This is a genomic window from Lacticaseibacillus jixiensis, assembly GCF_042847315.1.
GTDB lineage: Bacteria > Bacillota > Bacilli > Lactobacillales > Lactobacillaceae > Lacticaseibacillus > Lacticaseibacillus jixiensis.
Window position 1 is genome coordinate 1 of sequence record NZ_BAAFPR010000030.1, and the last position, 19957, is coordinate 19957.

Below are 19957 nucleotides of genomic sequence, written 5' to 3' on the forward strand. Positions count from 1 at the left end.
GCCTTGGAACCAAACATTTACCGGTACCGCCCAATCGACCGTCGCTTAAAGCAAAGAGGTCCGCTTCCCTGAATCTGGGAACGGGCCTCTATTGATTTTCAAGACGGTCTGTTATTGGGTGCTTACAGTGCGCGCTCATTTGCGCGTAGATCAGTGCAAGCGAAAAGCCGCAATCAGTAAACTTTGGCGAGTTTCATTGCGACTTTCTAGCTTTCACTATTAGAATGTAATGGAACAACGGCCACCGTTCTTCAAACGGTTGCGCAACCCGCCTCATGTGGCGGGTTTTTCTATGCCTTAATTCTAACATGGGACAACAACTTGGTGCAACTCAGCTAACGCAGCGGTGCCAGCGTTTCACTCACCGCTGATAGGTTACTTGATAGCGAATCTGCTCGTGACGCGATCCTTCATCAAGCGTGATATCGCCAAAGTGTGGATCGTTCACTGCATTAGGCAACGTCTGAGCTTCTAACGCCACACCAATATGTGGTCGCCCAGCGTAATTCACAAACTTTCCCGTTGCATCAAAGGAATTACCCGTGTACAGCACTAAACCGTTACGATCAGAATAGATTGCGACGCTAACCTCAGGCAACGCCAACTTTGCAATAGGTGCTTTAGCGCTATGTTCCGCGATCACATACACATCGTCTATCCCGTTTTCAGGAGTAGTGGCCAGTGCGTTGAGTGTTTCAGCTATGCGGTGCGCTGGAAAGAAGTTGTATGGCGAATTTTCCAATGATATCAGTTTTCCCGTTGGCAGTTTCTCATCATCAAGTTCCAGACGTTCATGACTGTCAACGAAGAGGCTTTGATTACCAATATCTTTCTCACTTCCGTTGAGGTTGAAATATACATGACTGGTGGGATTAAAGAGCGTTTTAGCCGTACTTATCGCGGTGTAATCAATCAGCACCTGATCATCTTCTGTCAAGGTATACGTAATTGTTGCATCCAAATCACCTGGGTAGCCATCAAAAACACTGTCGAAATGTTTGGTAAACTGAATCACATTATCATCAATCACGCCATACCAAACCACCGAATGAAACCCATTTACGCCGCCGTGCAGCGTGTTATTACCTTCATTCGTCGGCAAGTGCACAAGTTGCCCATCGACAAGCCACTCACCTTTGGGGATTCTGCCCCCAGTACGTCCAATTGATTTACCCAGGTAACTTGGCGCATCAACATAATCTGCTACAGATGGCGAATTAACGATTAGATTACGCATCTCTCCATTAACCGGGACTTCCAAGCTGTACCACAGCGCGGCGTATGTTAAGCAACTCAATCTCATACCGTGTTCGTTTTCGACAGTTAGACGATGTACAGCTTGCCCATCGACTTCACCGAATAATTCAATACTACTCATTTTTTCGCCTCCGCTTGTTGAACTGTTAAGTGAATCGCAGTCGTCCCTGTCAGCTCTGCAGTGCGTGCATCGGGTTGGCCGATTCCGACGTACAAATCAAATTGACCAGCTGGTATATACGTTCTGCCCTGGTCATCAACTACAGCATACGCGTCTTGAGTCAACGGAATCTCCACGTCTAACTTTCCATTAGCTTCAACCGCTATCCGTTTGAAGCCAACCAAATGGGGATTCGTTGTCGCATCTGCGCAGTTGCGCGCATGAATATACACTTGCACAACGTCTTCCACTGCCGCCATACTGTCGTTGGTCACTGTGGCCACAACGACGTTATCTGCTAGATGCGCAGCAACAACCTGCACATGACCATATGTCAGGCCATAACCAAATGGATATAGCGGTACTTTTGTCAGATAACGATATGTGCGACCAGCCATACTATAATCTTCAAACGCAGGTACGTCATCACTATCTGCGTAGAAAGTCACAGGCAACTTGCCACTAGGACTAACTTTGCCAAAAATCAAATCAGCTACTGCTCGTCCGCCGAGCGCACCCGGATACCAAACATCCAAGATTGCCGCAAGGTTAGGATTTTTCTCTGCACCGCCAAAAGTCAGTGCTGAACCGGCAGTCACCAACAGCACCACTGGTTTACCCACAGCCAACACTTTGTCCAGTAATTGCTGTTGATGCCCAGGCAGCGTCAAGTCAGTTTTATCTCCCGCAGCATACGCATTACCAGCGTCACCTTCCTCACCTTCGATAGATGAATCCAAGCCAAGACACATGAATACCACATCAGAATGCGCTGCCATACTTAACGCTTCGGCTTCACGATCATCTGCTTTAGCAAGCGGCTCCACGCGATCTTTAAACAAATGGCACCCTTCGGAGTAATTGACGCGAACCTCATCGCCGACTGCCTGGCGCAACCCTTCTAAAATAGTCGTGTAATTTGATGCCGTCCCTGCATAATTACCTTGCAATACCAGCGTAGAATCAGCAGTTGGCCCTATTACTGCAATCGATTGTAACGACGCTTTTGTTAACGGCAAGAGTCCGTTGTTCTTTAATAACACACTGCTCCGATAGGCTGCTTCTAGCGCAGCTTCATGGTGCGCCGGTGAATCATTCTCATTAAAATCAATCTGATCATATTCATTATCTGTGGCGCCAAGTCCTAAAAGCACACGCGTTGTCAACAAGCGGATCACGGCTTGTTTGATTGCAGCTTCGGTGATCAAGCCTTCGTTTAATGCCTGCTTTAAGAATCCGGCAATGTGCCCAGCGCACAAATCACATCCGACTTTCACGGCTAATGCGACAGTCTCAGCATCGCTTGCAGTGTAATGGTGATGCAGTCGAACATCCTCTTCTGCACCATAATCTGATACCACATGTCCTTCGAAGCCCCACTGCTTACGTAAGATATCCGTAAGTAATGTCTTGCTTACTGGAGCAGGCTCCCCATTCACGGCATTATAAGCCGCCATCACGCTTTCAACGTGGCCTTCTTGGACGGCAGCCTTAAAAGCCGGGAGATACGTCTCTGCAAGATCCTTGGCTGATACTTTGGCATTGAAACCATGGCGGATGCCTTCAGGACCAGAATGTACTGCAAAATGTTTGGCACAAGCCGCAAGTTTCAAATATTTGCCATGGCCTTGGAGTCCCTTGATATAGGCCACCCCATTAGTCGCTGTCAGAAACGGATCTTCACCATACGTTTCATGACCGCGTCCCCAGCGCGGATCGCGGAAAATATTAACATTTGGTGACCAAAACGTCAGCCCTTTATAGATATCACGGTCGTTGAGCTTAACATATTCATTATGTTTGGCCCGTGCTTCTGTCGCGACGATATCGCCAATTTTTTCTAAGCGTTGCGGATCAAACATTGCCGCTAAGCCAATTGATTGCGGAAAAACGGTCGCCGTCCCGCCACGCGCCACGCCATGCAAGGCTTCATTCCAATAGTTGTATTCCGGAATATTTAGGTGTTCAATTGCCGCAGCATCATATTCTACCTGGCTGATCATCTCATCAACAGTCATTTTGTCTGCCAATTTGGCGGCCTGCTGACGTGCCATTGCCCTATCCATCATCTTGTTTCCCCCTAGTCAAATAGCCGCTTAACAACAGGTGCTGCAGCGCGTGCCATTGCTGCGCCACCTTCATCACTGGGATGCAAACCATCACCCGAATCATAGTCTTGTCGCAGAGCGATTGGATCCGTAGTGTCTTGCATCGCTTGATCAAAGTCGACAACCGCATCAAAGTACGTTTGATGACGAATCCAATCGTTAAGTCGTTGGCGTTGTTGCTCTACATGTTCGCTATAAAAAATTGAGTGACGCAAAGGCATCAATGTCCCGATGACGGATTTCACACCATGTTCCTTTATAATCTGCGCATATTTAACCAAACCAGCGCGAACATCATCCAGCACCTCAACATCTCCTGAATGAATGGTTTCTTGAATCACGTCATTGATACCGTGAAAAACGAACACCAAGTCAGGGTCACCATCACCAAAAACGTCATGCTCGAAGCGCTTCAGGCCCGCCGTGCCATGCCGTAACCAATTATCCATTGCCGGATCAGTGTCAAATAGAATACGATTACCGCCAATTCCAGCATTATTAACAGCAAACTGACCATCTGCTTGCAACATTTGGCGCAAGTGATTAGCGAAAAATCCTTGTTGAACGATTGAATCACCAAATACCGTCACAACGTTAACCTGATCACATACTGCTTCAAGCCCGTACAAGCCAAAGAAGTAATTCATCCGATGATTGTTTCGCACCATGATGAATTGCTGTTGTGGATCAATTAAGTTTCCATAGAATGTCCGATGTTCAATCTCATAATTCAGCTTCGAGTAAGTTACCACTCCCGAGGTCAGATATGTCGTTTGAGGCAATAATACCTGAATTTCCAATGTATCCCCTGGCCATAATTCAGCTTCACAAATATCGCTGTGTCGCCGGTCATCTACTCCCAGATATAATTCATTATTACCTGAAAAGGTAATCGGTGAACGACTAACAAGCCTTCCTTGTCTTAACAGACAAAAGCGTAAATCAGTCAGCAACAGGGGCGCCACACCATTCTCATTGGTAAACAGCAACCGCCACGCTGATAAATGGATGCCGATTTTCAGACTTAGCTTCTGTACTTGTGGAACCACCTTAGAGGGCCAAGTACGATAATCAACTGGCAGGTAACTCCATACTTTACGTATTTGTTTTTCCTTCATGACTTGCCTCCTACAAGTAAATCTTCCGATGCTGTACGTCTTCAATACCAGACATTCTATAAAAGAACGTATTGACTTGATCCCGCCATTCACGAGCATTAGCCAATTGTAACTTCAACCGCTCCAAGATATTCTGGTAATCATCCGCATCGAGTTTGCCAACCAGCGTCTGCCACATTGCTAAATACTCAGCGACCTTCTCATATCCAGAGAAATGCGTGTTATAAATATGCTGAATGACACTGACCCCATCTTGTAGAACATGCGTATAAGGAACATGGTGGAAGAAGAGCAAGAATTCATCCGGGCAGCTATGAATATTCTCATACAACTCAGCATTCTGAGCTGTATATTGTCCGATATATCCCGTTCCAGATCCAACCGTGCGGTCAACGCCAATTCCGTTACGGTCAGCAAAATGGTATGTCCCCCAACGGTCATACTCATAATCATTGATTCCAGGACCATAATGGAAGCCGGACTTGACCATAAAACCTACCCCAAGCGGTGCAGTGTAATCAATATAAGTTTGATTAGACGTCGTCATAATTTTAGATACGACTGCTTGGACTTGCGGTTGTTGAAAGGTCAATGGAATCCATTCTGCTAAGATTGCCGACGTACTCATATCACTTTGCCAAGCCAAGCGCCCAAATGCATACACATTAGCCTGCATTAATTTATTACCTGTCCAATTATCATCTCGTCCAATGCTAGATACAGCTGCGATTCCGCTAAACGATGGTGTTGGTGAACAGACCTTAGGTACTTGCCACAATGGGAGGCTTCTGCCGTCTGGCGCTGTATCAAACGCCAAGATTTCTGCCCACTGTGTTGCAAGATAATTGGTATCGATCTGATGCCCCGTGTATTCTTGCGTGATTTCAAATTCCACAATCAGATTTGTCTTGTGCATCTGTCCAAATAAGGGTTGTACAGGCTCGCGAGGCTGAAAATCGATGGGTCCGAATTTGACTTGTAAGATCACGTTTGCGGCAAATTTGCCATCGAGAGGCTTAAAGTGATCGTATGCCGCCTTAGCACGATCGATACTGCGGTCACGCCAATCTTGTTGGCTGTTGTAAACAAAAGCGCGCCAAATCACCAACCCATTATGTGGTGCTAATGCTTTAGCCAGCATATTGGCGCCATCAGCATGATCCCGGCCGTAATAGAATGGTCCAGGTTGACCTTCAGAATCGGCCTTAACTAAGAATCCACCAAAATCTGGGATTACACGGTAGATATCATCAATTCGCTGTTGCCACCAGTCTTGCACAGATGCGTCTAAAGGATCTGCTGTATCACACGCCCCAAAGCGCAATGGTGCAGCAAAGTTTATCGCTAAGAATGACTTAATCCCAAATTGACTAAAGACTGCCGCAATATCACCAATGCGCGCCAAGTTCTCACCAGTAATGAAGAATGTCTCCTTGGCATGAACATTCACATTATTCAACGAGATTGCATTGAGCCCGACACTCGCCATCATCCGTGCATAGGCTTGAATGCGGGCCATATCACCACGAAAATGATTATCTTCATAAAAGATGGAGCGTCCAGCATAACCGCGTTCAATCGTCCCATCAAAATTATCCCAGTGATCTAACATCCGCAATGCTTGACTTGGTATCGACTCAACGTGGGTTGGCAATGAGCCAGTAGCATGATGCATCACAAAATAGTAGAAACCGTGCAACAGATCTGCTGTAGATTGTGCCATGATTGTCGTCTGTTCAGCAACATCTATCGTAAATCCGCTCTGTGGGCCACCAGTTGTTAATATCACATCAGCCTGCTCGATTCGGTTGCATAGTTTCGCACGAAAATATGTAATGATCTCCGAGCGAAGATTCAACGATACGACGTCCTCATCAACATCGCCAATATAGAATGCCAGCGGCGTTGTTTTCTCAATTACTGCTTGGTTCAACCAAAACTTATCACTCATGATGAATCCTTTCTTCATGCTGCTGTATGACTATGGTTATTGACTGATCTTATTGGAATGCAATCAATTCAGCAGTAATATCTTTTGTCGCTGGGTAAACTTGGTCATATAAATGATGCAGCGTCTGATATTTGGCCACATTCTCTGCAATTGGGTGATACGTGGTTTGAATCTTAACGAATTGCGCTGCACATGCTTGAAAATCATTAAACCAGCCCAAGCCAACTGCTGCAATGATTGCGGCCCCAAGTCCCGGCCCTTGTTCACTATCCAAACGTACGATGTCTTTATTAAAGATATCGGCTTGGATCTGCAACCACAACGGGCTTTTTGCGCCGCCACCGATGGAAATCAGCTGTTTAAACTGCTTGCCATTGGCTTTGTAGATATCGAGAATATCTGCAAAGGAGAACACGATACCTTCTAGTACTGCTCTGACAAAATCGGCTTTAGTCTGTTTGCTATCAACTCCAACAAAACTGCCACGAATTTTAGCATCAGCATGAGGGGTCCGCTCCCCTACGATATAAGGCGTGAATAATAAGCCGTGAGCCCCAATTCCCGCTGTTTTTGCACTGTTGACAAAATCTGTAAAGTCGTCATCTGGGCCAAAGGTTTCCTTCAGCCAACTCAAACTATAACCTGCTGCTAACGTGACCCCCATGGAATAGAAAGCATCTGGCACCGCGTGGTTGAAGAAATGCAATTGACCTTTGTAATCTTTATTCGTATTTGGTTCGTATGTCAAGATAACACCAGAAGTGCCAATTGAGCACATTGCCTGGTCAGGGGACAAAATTCCTGCACCGATTGCGCCACAAGCATTATCGGCCCCACCGCCAAACACTGCAGTCCCAACAGACAATCCCGATTCGCGGGCATATTCAGACGTAATAGTCCCAACATTGGTGGTTGCTTCAACCAACGGCGGGCAGATGTTTTCTGAAATGCCAAACGCGTCACAAATCTCGCGGCTCCAGGATTTTTTCTCGACATCCAGCAACACTGTGCCCGCAGCATCAGATAACTCCATCTGAAGCTTATTTGTCATACGATAACGGACATAATCCTTGGGTAGAACGAATGCCGCCGCCTCAGCAAAAATCTCTGGTTCATTCTCCTTGACCCACAACAACTTTGGTAGTGTAAATCCTTCAAGCGGACGGTTGCGCGTGATATCGATGAAACGTTGACCTAATTTAGCTGTTATCTCTTCGACTTGCTGCGTCGTTCGCGTATCATTCCAAAGAATTGCCGGACGTAAGACTTTTCCGGCGTGATCTAACAACACCAAGCCATGCATTTGACCCGAATAACTTAAGCCTTCAATTTTCTCCGAATCAATGCCGCTGTCTTCAATCAAACGCTTGATGGCCTTCGTCACGCCATCGACCCAATCTTCTGGATTCTGTTCACTATAGCCAGGTAACGGCTGACTCAACGGGTAAGGTTCACTCGCCTGTGCAACAACGGCTCCGCTTTGGTCAACCAGCAATACTTTAACAGCACTTGTTCCTAGATCTACACCGATAACATATTTCATACTTTTTTCCTCCGTTGAAATCTTGAATGAAGCTCCCATACTGACTAAGCATCAACAAAAAAAGCGCCCGCAGCCCCAACGTCTGGCTTTAATTCACCCGGCGTCAGCGCAGTGCGAGCGCCAATTACGCAATTACTTTAAGGTATCAATGATGTAGTAGTTCAAAGTTGCTTCAAGCTCTTCCCAGCGGCCAGACTTAGTGGCAGCCCGCAAAGCAGACTGTGGCTTGTCCAATACCAGTTCGTTCAAGGTCTTGAAGTTTTCTTTGCCAGCTTCAATGCTTGCACCAACGCCGGTATCATAGCTGCTATAACGGTCAGCCACGAAGTCTTCAAGCACCTTATCTTCCTTCAGACGCAAGGCCACTTTAAGCCCTGCAGCAAAACTGTCCATCCCTGTGATATGAGCATAGAACATGTCTTCTGGTGTGAATGAAGAACGACGCGGCTTGGCATCAAAGTTCAAGCCACCCTTGCCTAAACCGCCATTCTCAACAACTTCATACATGGCCATTGTTGTTTCATACAAGTCAGTCGGGAATTGATCCAGATCCCAGCCAATCAGCTTATCGCCTTGGTTAGCATCCAACGAGCCAAGCAAACCAGCATCCCGAGCAACCCGAATTTCATGCTGATAAGTATGACCAGCAAGGTTGGCATGGTTACCTTCAAGGTTCAGCTTGTATGTACCATCCAAACCGTATTCCTTCATGAAGGCGATGGTCGTGGCAGCATCAAAGTCATACTGATGCATCATTGGTTCCTTAGGCTTTGGTTCCAACAGCAACTGACCGGTGTAGCCGATTTCCTTGGCATAATCAGCTGCCATGTGGAAGAACTTGCCCAAATGATCTTGTTCCCGCTTCATGTCGGTGTTCAGCAGTGATTCGTAACCTTCACGACCGCCCCAGAAGACATAGTTCTCGGCGCCAACTTTCTTAGCAGTATCCAAGCCTTCCTTGACTTGAGCTGCAGCAAATGCAAACACATCTGCAAATGGTGAACTAGCAGCACCAGCGACAAAACGTGGATTAGTAAACATGTTAGCTGTGTTCCAAAGGACCTTCATGCCTGATGTCTTCTGGTAGTCAACAAACATATCAGTGATTTCTTCAAGATTCTTGTTGGTTTCGCGTAAGGTATCGCCTTCAGGAGCGATATCGCGATCGTGGAAGCAGAAGTAGTCCACGCCCAACTTGTCATAGAATTCGAATGCGGCATCGACACGCGCCTTGGCAAGATCCATTCCAGTCAAGCCATCCCAAGGGCGGATCGCAGTGCCATCGCCGAAGATGTCATCGAGCTTCTGGCCAAAAGTGTGCCAGTAAGCGACGGAGAAGCGCAGCCAATCACGCATCTTCTTACCACCGATTACCTCATCAGCATTGTAATAATGGAATCCAAAACCGGCTTTTAGATCTTTGGTACCAACAAAAGGAACTTTATCAACGTTTGGAAAATAAGTCTTAGCCATAGATATAATCCTCCGAAATCAAAAATTGTCAGTTAGTTGGTTCTTTGGATTAACTTACCTACCAACTTAGTATAACCGATTTTTACAGCAAAGCAACCGCTTTCAACTAAAAAAATTAAAAAACGCTCAGCAGCTATGGTTCTTGGTTAATTTCGACATTTACGCATGTTAAATAACGCCTAATGAAAGTGTGGCGCAAAGCGCTCTCGTCCACCTTGCTGATAAAATGGATCTGTTGTTGCTAGTGGAAAACTAATTGTTTGACTACGGCTTCCCGCTGCGTAGATTGCACTGATCAAAGCGATAGCCTGCCGTCCTTCCACTCCTGTCACCAGTGGCATACTATTCGTTTCAATAGCGTTTAATACATCCTCAATCTGTCCATCATACAAAGTGTATTTTAAAGACCGCAATTTGCTGTAATATTCACCTATTTCGGATGTCACTTCACGTGCACCACCATTAAGCGGAAAACCGTCAGCGTCAGGCGCCTCAGCAATTAATTGCCATGGTGCTGCGATCATTGCTTTTTGTCCTTGAATGATGATCTGACGACGTTGGCCATGGTGCACTGTTGAACTAGTGACAGTGGCAATTGTCCCACGTTGATATTGCAATACCGCTACCGAAAGATCTTCCACCTCTGCATTGTCATGATCAACATTGGCCAACACCGCGGTCACATACCTTGGTAGTCCAATGAACCAGTTCAACATATCAATGTTATGTACGGCTTGACTTAGCGTTGCGCCTCCACCTTCACTTTGCCAAGTACCACGCCATGGTTTATCGTAATAGGCGTGACCTCGCCACCAAAATGAATCTACCTGTACGTGCAATATTTTACCAATTAAGCCAGTATCAATAATTTGTTTAAGCTTCCATAAGCGATCTTGGAAACGATTCTGGGCTACGATTGATAAAATTTTGCCGCTTTGTTTCTGGGCGGCTAACATCTCATCACATTCGGCAACTGACAGTGCCATTGGCTTCTCACACAACACGTCTTTACCTGCATTCAATGCAGCAATCGTCATTGCTGCGTGAAGCGCAGGCGGCAGGCAGATACTGATCAGCATGACTGTCGAATCATCAAGCACCCGTTGGTAGTCAGCCGTTATAATGGTCTGATCTAACTTATACCTCGATTTCAGCCCAGAAGCTTTTACTGGATCGGCATCAATTAAATACTTGATCTGACAGCGTTTTGAGAATGTCAGATATGCTTCGATATGGCTGTGGGCAATGTTGCCACAACCAACTATTGCCACGTTAATCATTATGTCTATTCCCCCTCACAGGTGTTATAAAAATATTTCGATCAATCAAAAAATCACGCTCACCCATTCCCTAATATGAGAAAGTCGTGTGACGTGATTTTTACGTGTTATCAAAATTGCTGATAACGCATCGGATCAGGATATGGTGCGGCGGATTCGGGAGTGGCAACTCGCCGAATTAGTTGCATTTCATCATCCGTGAGCGCAAAGTCGAATACTTGTAAGTTCTCGGCTTGGCGTCTGGCACTTGTTGATTTTGGTACTGGCAACGTACCTAGTTGTAGCTCCCAACGCAAGATGATTTGGCCAACATTCTTACCGTACTTATCTGCAATTGCAAGAAATCGTGGATCCTGATAATAGTTGCTCCGTCGGCCACCAAGTGGACTCCAGCAAGCCGTTAAAATATGGTGTGCAATATCATAAGCGCGCACCTCAGACTGATTGATTGCCGGATTCAACGCGACTTCATTGATCACCGGCAACACACCGGTTTCATTCTGCAACCGACTCATGAACGTCGGAACAAAATTTGACACCCCAATCGACTTCACAAGGCCCACGCGCTGCGCATCGATCAGTGCACCCCAGGCTTCAACATACCTATTATCCTCTGGATTTGGCCAGTGTAATAAATAAACGTCAAAGTAATCTAAACCACTTCGATATAACGACTCTTTGATCGTATCCAGTGCATCTCGGCGTGCATAATAACGACCTGCCAGCTTAGATAACACCTTGATCTGAGCTCGATTAACGCCACTCGAACGGATCGCAGCCCCAACGGTACCTTCGTTCTCATAGTTATATGCAGTGTCAATCAGGCGATAGCCGTTCTCAATTGCACTTTGAATCGCTGCAAAACCAGAGGCACCTTTCAAGCCACCGGTTCCGAACCCAATTTGTGGAACTCGTTGGCCGTCTGCTAAATAGTAGTAGTCCATATCTTCATCTCCATTACCCAAGTGTGCTCGGTAATTCGCGCTTATCAAGATGAATATCATATGACTCCATATCCAAGGTGACATGTAAAATCTTAGAAAAACATCCTAATAACGTCGCATACTGCGCATTGTCAGTCTGCTTTAAGGGCTGTTGCACTGATAGTTGCTCAGCAAATTGACAGACCTGCGTATACAAGTCAGGAATCCGCTCCATCAGCGGCGAGTTCAGATAAATTTCTTCAGGTGCCAACGTAGCGGCAACATTGAAAACAATTTCAGCAATCTTGCGTGAAAAAGTCGTAAGAATTGCGACAACATCTGAATCCGACTGTGCGTAATATTTCGCGACACCTTCACGATCTAGCCGGGATAATTGTTTCACTCGACATATTCGCTCGATCACAGCATCTTCCGAGCAAAAATCCTCAACTTTGAGACCGGGAACCTGCTCATCGTCCTCACTGGTATAAAGGATACTACGTCCGATTTCTCCAGCCTTACTACCCGCACCTTTATACAACTGACCATTTAAGATAATTCCTGAGCCGATACCTTTATGCACGCTAACTACCAAAATATTACTCTTACCACGCCCCCCATTGAAATCCCTTTCATAAATGGCAGCAAGATTTGCTTCATTCTCTAAGGTCACAAAAACATGATAACGATTGGTAAAATAATCGTAGAGATCAACTTCTTCCATATCAATAAATGGTGAGTACGTGATCTTATTGCCATCAACCACCCCATGAATCGAAAAGCCAATCCCTAATAAATCCATACCGCCACGCATGTCCTGTGCGGCCTGAGCTAGTTCATTATCCATAATTGCCAATAGACGATGAATGTTCTGCCCATGATTTGATAATCGGTGAAAGAACAAGACCTTACCGTTGAAATCTGTTGCCATGACGTGAAGGTGATTATACCCCAAATCAAAATTGATGAAGTACCCGTGATCGGCTTTCATTGAAACCAACACCGGTTTGCGTCCACCAACACTGGTCGACTCACCAACGCCTAATTCTTCGACAAGACCGTCTGCCATTAATTCGTTAAACAAGACGGTAATCGTCGATTTATTGACACCCAACTGTCGAGAAATTTCTACCCGCGATATTGGTTGATGCGAGTAGATCAAACTTAGCACCCGTTTTTTATTCTGTTCATGTATGTCTTCGCGACTAGAGGCTGCTTCTACCATCTGACTATCTCCCCGAATTATAAATGACAATCAATCTTATATATTGTCACTCATCATATCATGTGGAGCGTCAGTCATCCAAAGATTTTCCTTTAAATAACGACCACACGACAATCCAACATTCTTTCATACCACTTTCAACATTGCGCGATTAATGATCGACGTTCCGACACCAAGAACAATGAAAAGTGTAATCGGAATAATGATCACAAACACGATCCCAACAACGATTGTCACCAAGACAATCAGCACTACCCCAACATGCTGATAACTTAAGATCAAACTACGCCACAAGATCTCTTTAAGGCTGATTTCTCCCAGCTGCTCTTGATGATAAATTAGCAAGAAGCAAACAAACATACTGGTCAGCAGAAAAGCTGCGGTGATGGAAAGTGGGATCGAAACCCCTATGCCGAGCTTTCCCTTAACAATCAATGTAATATCGGCAAACAATACGCACAACAGCGCACCGTACAACAACGCCGGTACCAACGCGCGTCGAAAGTTTTTCCGATAAGCCGCAAGATACATCCGCCACGTATATTTATGCGCGACAGCATCTTCGACGCTCGCCGGACATGCATGCGATGCACACAATGCCAATCCCATCGCAGTCCCTCCGATGAAGTAGGCCGGCATTGTGATCAGATTAAACGGAATGATCAAATATACTAATACAGTGATCAAGGATGCAATCAACAAGTGTAGGTTTAACAAGATGATATCACTGAGATAAATCGTGACGTTCTGAACGACCGTTCCTACTGTTGATCCTTTATCCATCGATAATTCCTCCTATACTAATCAAAATGTCAGTCGACATCCGAAATAAGCTACTTGATACCAGTAGTTGCAACACCATCAACAAAGTACTTCTGAGCAGCGAAGAATACGATGATCGATGGCAAGATTGCTAGTACTGACATTGACATCAACTGAGCGTAATTAACGGTCCCAGTCGTATCCATGTTCATCTGCAAAGCCAACGCAACTGGAAACTTCTCATTGGTTGACAGATAAATTAACGGGCTCATGAAGTCGTTGATCGACCAAACAAACTGGAAGATGACGCAGGTGATGATTGCAGGCTTGATAACCGGTAGAATCACCTTATAAAGAATCTGGAAAGAATTAGCACCATCCATGGTCGCGGCTTCATCCAAGCTAGTCGGAATACTACGCAGAAATTGAATCAGTTGGAAAACAAAGAACGCCTGAGTAGCAAAAATCGTTGGACTGATCAATGGCCAGTAAGTATCAAGCATCCCCAAATTCTTGAACAACAAGTACATCGGAATCAAGGTCACGATTGTTGGCAAGAACATCGTCATCATCAATGCTGAGAATAAGATCTTCTTACCAGGAAATTCAAATCTCGCAAAACCATACGCGGAAATGACACTTGAGATTACCGTGAACACAACTTTAGGAATGACAATCTTAAACGTATTGATAAAATACGTAGCAAACGTGATTCCAGAACCAGGGTTCCATCCTTGGACATATGCTTTAAAGTTCAGGTGTTTTGGAATGAACCCGATTTCAGTAAAGATTTCATTGTTCGACTTAAATGATGCCCCAACCATCCAAAGAATCGGATAGATCATGATGAAAGCCCCAATGGTCAAGATGGTATAACGGACAATCTTATTAGTCAGCTCCGAACGCCGAATATGTTTCTGCGCAGCTGTTAACTCATCATTCATTAGTTATTCCCCCCATCAGAGTAGAAGACCCACTTATTCTGTGACCAGAACAGAAGACCGGTAAATACCATAATAATGATAAAGAGCACCCAAGAAGCAGCGCTAGAATAGCCCATCTTTGAAAACTTGAACGCATCGTTGTAAATCAACATCGAAATCAAATTCGTTCTGTTCAAAGGACCACCGCCAGTAATCAAGAATGGGCCATTGAATTCTTGGAAACCATTGATTAATTGCATAACCAGATTGAAGAAAATCGTAGGTGTAATCAACGGAATCGTTATTTTGAAGAACGTGCTGATCTTGCTTGCCCCATCCATTTCAGCTGCTTCATATAATTCTTGTGGGACATTCTTCAACGCTGCCAAGAAGATGATCATTGCAGAACCAAATTGCCAGACTTTTAAGATCGTCAAAACGGTCATCGCCCCAGCTGTGCTTGAGAACCATGAAATGGAATGAATCCCAAAGAGGTTTACGATTTGATTAATCAAGCCTGTATCATTGAACATCAGTCGCCACAAGACGGCGATCGCAACGTTACCGCCTAATAGCGAAGGAATGTAGTACGCTACCCGGTAGAACCCAATGCCTTTAAGCTTGAAGTTCAGAACAAAGGCAATCAATAACGCGAAGATCAATTGCAAAGGTACAGTCAAGAAAACGTATTCGAAAGTCGCAATCAAAGACGTCTTGAAATCAGGATCAGCAGTAAACAGCTGAACATAATTCGCCAAACCAACAAAATGCGGTTTTGAAATCATATTGTAATCAGTAAAGCTATAATACAAAGACGCGATAAACGGATAAATTGTGAAAACCAGCAAACCGAATATCCACGGTGCTAGGTACACGAGCCCAATTTTGTTTCGTTTCATGTCATCACCTCATTTAAAATAGGGGCGCTGCGTGCTCCAGAAAGAGACACCCAACTCCCCCATATTTCACACTGCTACTGAAGCTTTGAAAGTGCGGACTTCAATCCAGAATATACCGCCTTCGCAGTTGTATTCACATTGCTCTTACCAAGTTGCAAAGATTCGAGCTGATCTTGCCATGCTTTCATAACATCAGAGTTTTCGAAGTTTGGCACTTCAGCGATTGCTTCAACTTTCTTACCATAGTCGTAAGCATCTTTGGTCACGCCCTTGACATCACCATTATCAATCAAGGTTTGTGCCGCAACTTTGCTATTCGGAACACCACGGGTCGCACCTAAGATCTTGTTACCTTCTTTGCTGTTCAAGAAGTAGTTCAAGAACTTAGCAGCTTCCTTAGGGTGCTTGGTATGCTTGGAGATTACAAAGATGAATGTTGGTTTCGTAATTGCGCCGGTCGTCTTCGCACCTTTAATGGTTGGAATTGGGGCAATCTTGATTTCGGCATTCTTATCCTTCAAAGCAGTTTCGTTCGCAGATAAGCCACCAGACCATTCATAGTCGCCGGCCCATTGTCCATTGATCCACTTGGAAGTGGAGGCAACTGGTAAGGCGTGAGAACCAACAGCATTCAGATAGTCTTTACGAGAAACGAAAACATTCTTGTCAACCATGTCGTTATACCACTTCAAGCCCTGCTTAATCTGGCTTTCAGAGTAGTTCAACTTGTTGGATGCAGTATATGGTGCTTTACCTGTTAATTGTTGTAAGTAGGTGATTACCATGAAGGTTGGGTCAGGCACAACAATCGGGTGCACGCCAGAAGGCATCTTCTTAGCAGCAGCAACGTAGTCATCCCAGGTCTTTGGTACTTCAGTGATTCCATATTTCTTAAACGCTGTCCAGTTCAGGCACAGCTCCATGGTGTTAGCACCATGTGCAATCCCATTGAGGACGCCATTTGACTTGCCCTGTGCCAACACTTTTGACGAATATTGTGTTAAATCAATCTGGTCCTTATACTTGCTCAAGTTCAGGTAACCATCACCTTTACTTGAAAATTGTGGCAACCACGCGTACAAACCTTGCATCACATCTGGCTCCGTGCCGCCAGACATTTGGGTACCAATCTTTTGATCAAGTGACGCAATCGGAATAATTTCAGGTTTAACAGTAATATTAGGGTTTTTCTTTTCGAATGCTTTGACCATCTTCTTAGTCGCAGCATTGCGTGCATCATCACCCCACCAAGAGAAGCGAATCGTTACTTTCTTAGAACCGGAATCGCTTGAGTTAGTAGTGCTGTTACTCTTTGATGAGCAACCTGCCATCAGTAATGCTGCACCAGCAACGGCGGTCGCTCCGATCAACAGCTTTTTGAATTTCATAATTCTTATTCCCCCCTGGAGACATATATGTTTAGAACTTACGGTAGTCCACAATACTTTCCAAGTGACATTGCCCTTCGTCCACGATCGTGATCTCATCGACCCCCCACCGCTGAACTTACTTGCTAAGTAAGTTTATTTTTAAAACCAACTAACTGACAACAGAATAATAGCGCTTCCACAAATGGCTGTCAACACGTTTGTTCATACAATAACAAGGCGAATTCACAAAATAGCCATAATGTCAAAACGACATCAGCCAATTTTTGCAAGATATCATTATGAAATTCGATAATCTTGTGCGTATTCAGTTGAAGCATTGTGATACTACTATCAATATTTTATTGAATGTGAAATCTTTTCCTTTTTCACATTGCAATTGAATCACCACTTTTTGAGACACAGTATCATAATCTGCGACATATTCATAGATTGGGTGTTTTGAATTTCTTCCCCATCTAGCATGCGAATATCTCCAATTTTTAATCTCCGAAAATTTTTCCAATTTTTTTGTTTAAAGCCCTAAAAATTTAGGAAAAATCCACGATATGCTGTACCAACCTCAAAAATGTCAAGCAAACCTCATGCCAATCACGGTTTATGGCAACATATACGCCCAGTTCATCCAAGGATGCCAAAACCATAATAAAAGCCTGGCCGTCTCCCGCCAGGCTCCTTAATCCTATTCTGCCACGCCATCGATCACCAATCCCGAATTAGCCGTTTGCTGCATGAATGGCGCGTCGGCCCCTTGTATCACCACATCGCGCAGTCGAGCGTTGGTGGTGTTTTCCAGCCAGATGCCAGCTTGGGCCACCACTGGGGCGTCGGCGATCATTGCTGGCGTAGTCGGCTTGGCATCCGCGTCCATATAAACTTGCACGCCGCTTAAGGTCACGTCTTCGATCGGCGCTTCCGGCAAGCCGTAAATGAACGCCGCACAGGATTGCACCTCTTTGGCCAGAATGTTGTTGAACATCAAATGGCGATATTGCGGCGTGCGTTCATCGACTGGATAAGGCGTTTTGTCCCAAACGTACTGCGCTTTGCCAGACGGGCCGCAGAAATAATAGGCATTGATCACGATTGGGCAAAGTGTCTTGGTCATCACGATGTTGGACACCGTGACATCGGAAATCACGCCGCCGCGGCCGCGCCGCGTTTTCATCCGGATACCGCGATCGGTTTCGTAGAAGATACAATTGCTGATGGTGACGTTGGTGATGTCGCCAGACATTTCACTGCCTAACACCACGCCGCCATGGCCGTGGCGCATGTTGCAGTTGGCAATGACGATGTTCTCACAGGCCACCTTTTCAGCAGTTTCTTCAGTACCAGCTTTAACAGCGATGCAATCGTCGCCGACGTCGAATTGGCAATTGACGATGCGCAAATCGCTGCATGATTCCGGATCGCAGCCATCGGTGTTAGGACTGTCGGCAGGATTGCGCACAGTGACGCCGTCGATCAAGATATTTGTCGACAGCATCGGATGCAAGGTCCACGCCGGCGAGTTGGTGAAGGTCAAGTCGCGGAGCTTCAAGTTGTCGCTGTTTTCGATCGATAACAAATATGGCCGCGGCAATTCCAGGCGCTTGGCGCGAAATTCTGCCCACCACCAAGCTCCGGCGCCATCGATGGTGCCTAGGCCTTCAAGCGTCACGTTATGCAAGTGATCCCCATAGATGCAAGCGCGATGCACTTGCCGCGCCACACCTTCCCAACGCGAAGCAACCGCAGGGTATAACATGGGATCGGCGATGAATTGCAGCGTCGCGCCGGCTTCCAGCGTCAGCGTGAGGTTGCTGCATAAGTTGAGCCCGCCAGTCGCATACACCCCTGGCGTCAAGCGCAGCGCCCCGCCGCCGTCGCTTTGAATCTGCGCGAAAGCCTTGGCAAAAGCCGCCGTGTTATCAAATCGGCCATCGCCTGCGCCGCCAAAATCTTGCAAAGTATATTGGGTCATCAGTCTTCCTCCTTGTGCACGCGGATCCAATCAGCGCGCGGTACTGCCGCTTCGTCTTGGCAGTCAACTTCTTCATACGTGACAGTTTGTTGATTCGCAGGGTTCTCCCAATCGCCCCAGCCAGGCGCCATCAAGCCTTTGCCAAACCAACAATGTTCATAGCGCGTCTTGGCGTCACTGCGCCACGGCCGCCCCAGCCAATAGGGTTGGGTTGCTTGTGAGTCGATCACACAATCGGTGAAGACAAAGCCGCTTTGCCCTTGCGGGGTGCTGGCTGCGGTGAGATAATTCACCCCGCCGTCTGCGCGTTTGAGACTGCGCAAGTGGCAATTGGTGAAGTGCGCCTGACCGCCGCCGAAGATAAAGTCAACGGTGCCGGCGATCGTACACTGGTCAAAGGCGTAATCTTGCGTTGCATACTCGCGCCAGCGCTTCACACTGACAAAAGGCGTGTGGTTTTTCTGCAGCGGCGGCAGCGGGCCGAGGCATAAGGTGTCTTGCTTGGCTAACAGGCGCAAATTGGTAAATTTCAAGCGCTGGCCTTCTGCAAACAGTGCCATCGCTTGGCCAATTTGCGGCCCCATGCCGGCAGTATTTTCGATGGTCAAGTTAGCGAGATGAATGTCTTCGCCGTTAACATACACCGTTGCCGTACGAAACGTGCCCAGTTCCTGGCCATCGGCACCAAGCTGACGCGCAAAGGCGCCGGCTGTGATCGTCACTTGCCCCAGCCCGATCAAAGTGACCTTTGCGCCGTAGACTTTGAGGCGTTCGTGATAAACACCAGGCATGATTCGCACTACTGCAGGGTTGTTTGGTGTCAGCTGATCCAAGGCGCCTTGGATCGTCGCGGCATCACATTCAGGATATGGGCCAACCATTAATTCTTGCATATCTTCCACCACCAGTTCTTATTGATAACTTTATTGTACGCGGTTGCGGCACCGCTTTCATCAACAGCTGGATACGAAAGTCGGCACC

Annotated in this window: 15 protein-coding genes; all 15 read right to left on the minus strand. The window is 46.1% G+C overall.

Going from position 1 to position 19957, the window contains the following annotated elements; genetic code table 11:
* Positions 1–361: 361 nt before the first annotated feature.
* The 15 genes from ACGG90_RS13340 to ACGG90_RS13410 all read right to left on the minus strand — a co-directional run bounded on the left by ACGG90_RS13340 (position 362) and on the right by ACGG90_RS13410 (position 19869).
* The gene (locus ACGG90_RS13340) at positions 362–1378 is read right to left on the minus strand and encodes an aldose epimerase family protein (RefSeq protein WP_390410170.1); all 1017 of its coding nucleotides are present in this window, start codon (positions 1376–1378) and stop codon (positions 362–364) included.
* A complete protein-coding gene (locus ACGG90_RS13345) occupies positions 1375–3447 on the minus strand; it encodes a glycoside hydrolase family 3 C-terminal domain-containing protein (protein ID WP_390410172.1) in 2073 nt (690 codons plus the stop codon). Before ACGG90_RS13345 ends, ACGG90_RS13340 begins: the two co-directional genes overlap by 4 nt.
* Before the next feature lie 50 nt (positions 3448–3497).
* Complete coding sequence (locus ACGG90_RS13350) at positions 3498–4643, minus strand: GDSL-type esterase/lipase family protein (protein ID WP_390410173.1); 1146 nt, start codon at positions 4641–4643, stop codon at positions 3498–3500.
* 10 nt (positions 4644–4653) lie between these two features.
* Positions 4654–6594, minus strand: a complete 1941-nt coding sequence (locus ACGG90_RS13355; RefSeq protein WP_390410175.1) for an alpha-glucuronidase — start codon at positions 6592–6594, stop codon at positions 4654–4656.
* 49 nt (positions 6595–6643) lie between these two features.
* Positions 6644–8137 carry a xylulokinase gene (xylB, locus tag ACGG90_RS13360; RefSeq protein WP_390410176.1) on the minus strand — a complete coding sequence of 498 codons (1494 nt, stop codon included), beginning with the start codon at positions 8135–8137 and terminating at the stop codon, positions 6644–6646.
* Positions 8138–8269: 132 nt separating this feature from the next.
* The gene (gene xylA / locus ACGG90_RS13365) at positions 8270–9610 is read right to left on the minus strand and encodes a xylose isomerase (RefSeq protein WP_390410178.1); all 1341 of its coding nucleotides are present in this window, start codon (positions 9608–9610) and stop codon (positions 8270–8272) included.
* A gap of 179 nt (positions 9611–9789) precedes the next feature.
* Complete coding sequence (locus tag ACGG90_RS13370; protein WP_390410180.1) at positions 9790–10890, minus strand: Gfo/Idh/MocA family protein; 1101 nt, start codon at positions 10888–10890, stop codon at positions 9790–9792.
* 110 nt (positions 10891–11000) lie between these two features.
* Positions 11001–11834 (minus strand): aldo/keto reductase, encoded by an 834-nt coding sequence (locus ACGG90_RS13375; RefSeq protein WP_390410182.1) that lies wholly within the window; start codon positions 11832–11834, stop codon positions 11001–11003.
* 13 nt (positions 11835–11847) lie between these two features.
* On the minus strand, positions 11848–13038 hold the full coding sequence (locus tag ACGG90_RS13380; protein ID WP_390410184.1) for an ROK family protein: 1191 nt from the start codon (positions 13036–13038) through the stop codon (positions 11848–11850).
* Between the two features lie 126 nt (positions 13039–13164).
* The gene (locus tag ACGG90_RS13385; RefSeq protein ID WP_390410186.1) at positions 13165–13821 is read right to left on the minus strand and encodes a hypothetical protein; all 657 of its coding nucleotides are present in this window, start codon (positions 13819–13821) and stop codon (positions 13165–13167) included.
* A gap of 50 nt (positions 13822–13871) precedes the next feature.
* Positions 13872–14744, minus strand: coding sequence for a carbohydrate ABC transporter permease (locus ACGG90_RS13390; protein ID WP_390410188.1), 873 nt, complete (start codon positions 14742–14744; stop codon positions 13872–13874).
* Positions 14744–15622 carry a carbohydrate ABC transporter permease gene (locus ACGG90_RS13395; RefSeq protein WP_390410190.1) on the minus strand — a complete coding sequence of 293 codons (879 nt, stop codon included), beginning with the start codon at positions 15620–15622 and terminating at the stop codon, positions 14744–14746. The genes ACGG90_RS13390 and ACGG90_RS13395 overlap by 1 nt, the downstream gene beginning before the upstream one ends.
* A gap of 74 nt (positions 15623–15696) precedes the next feature.
* On the minus strand, positions 15697–17010 hold the full coding sequence (locus ACGG90_RS13400; RefSeq protein ID WP_390410191.1) for an ABC transporter substrate-binding protein: 1314 nt from the start codon (positions 17008–17010) through the stop codon (positions 15697–15699).
* 682 nt (positions 17011–17692) lie between these two features.
* Positions 17693–18976, minus strand: a complete 1284-nt coding sequence (locus tag ACGG90_RS13405) for a glycoside hydrolase family 28 protein (protein ID WP_390410193.1) — start codon at positions 18974–18976, stop codon at positions 17693–17695.
* Complete coding sequence (locus ACGG90_RS13410) at positions 18976–19869, minus strand: pectinesterase family protein (RefSeq protein ID WP_390410195.1); 894 nt, start codon at positions 19867–19869, stop codon at positions 18976–18978. Before ACGG90_RS13410 ends, ACGG90_RS13405 begins: the two co-directional genes overlap by 1 nt.
* Between the last annotated feature and the right edge of the window lie 88 nt (positions 19870–19957).

Excerpts from the sequence above, each read along its gene's own strand:
- ACGG90_RS13405 (WP_390410193.1), bottom strand. The coding sequence starts at position 18,976 with ATGACCCAATATACTTTGCAAGATTTTGGCGGCGCAGGCGATGGCCGA.
- xylA (WP_390410178.1), bottom strand. The coding sequence starts at position 9,610 with ATGGCTAAGACTTATTTTCCAAACGTTGATAAAGTTCCTTTTGTTGGT.
- ACGG90_RS13410 (WP_390410195.1), bottom strand. The coding sequence starts at position 19,869 with ATGCAAGAATTAATGGTTGGCCCATATCCTGAATGTGATGCCGCGACG.
- ACGG90_RS13395 (WP_390410190.1), bottom strand. The coding sequence starts at position 15,622 with ATGAAACGAAACAAAATTGGGCTCGTGTACCTAGCACCGTGGATATTC.
- xylB (WP_390410176.1), bottom strand. The coding sequence starts at position 8,137 with ATGAAATATGTTATCGGTGTAGATCTAGGAACAAGTGCTGTTAAAGTA.
- ACGG90_RS13400 (WP_390410191.1), bottom strand. The coding sequence starts at position 17,010 with ATGAAATTCAAAAAGCTGTTGATCGGAGCGACCGCCGTTGCTGGTGCA.
- ACGG90_RS13355 (WP_390410175.1), bottom strand. The coding sequence starts at position 6,594 with ATGAGTGATAAGTTTTGGTTGAACCAAGCAGTAATTGAGAAAACAACG.
- ACGG90_RS13350 (WP_390410173.1), bottom strand. The coding sequence starts at position 4,643 with ATGAAGGAAAAACAAATACGTAAAGTATGGAGTTACCTGCCAGTTGAT.
- ACGG90_RS13375 (WP_390410182.1), bottom strand. The coding sequence starts at position 11,834 with ATGGACTACTACTATTTAGCAGACGGCCAACGAGTTCCACAAATTGGG.
- ACGG90_RS13370 (WP_390410180.1), bottom strand. The coding sequence starts at position 10,890 with ATGATTAACGTGGCAATAGTTGGTTGTGGCAACATTGCCCACAGCCAT.
- ACGG90_RS13340 (WP_390410170.1), bottom strand. The coding sequence starts at position 1,378 with ATGAGTAGTATTGAATTATTCGGTGAAGTCGATGGGCAAGCTGTACAT.
- ACGG90_RS13390 (WP_390410188.1), bottom strand. The coding sequence starts at position 14,744 with ATGAATGATGAGTTAACAGCTGCGCAGAAACATATTCGGCGTTCGGAG.
- ACGG90_RS13385 (WP_390410186.1), bottom strand. The coding sequence starts at position 13,821 with ATGGATAAAGGATCAACAGTAGGAACGGTCGTTCAGAACGTCACGATT.
- ACGG90_RS13380 (WP_390410184.1), bottom strand. The coding sequence starts at position 13,038 with ATGGTAGAAGCAGCCTCTAGTCGCGAAGACATACATGAACAGAATAAA.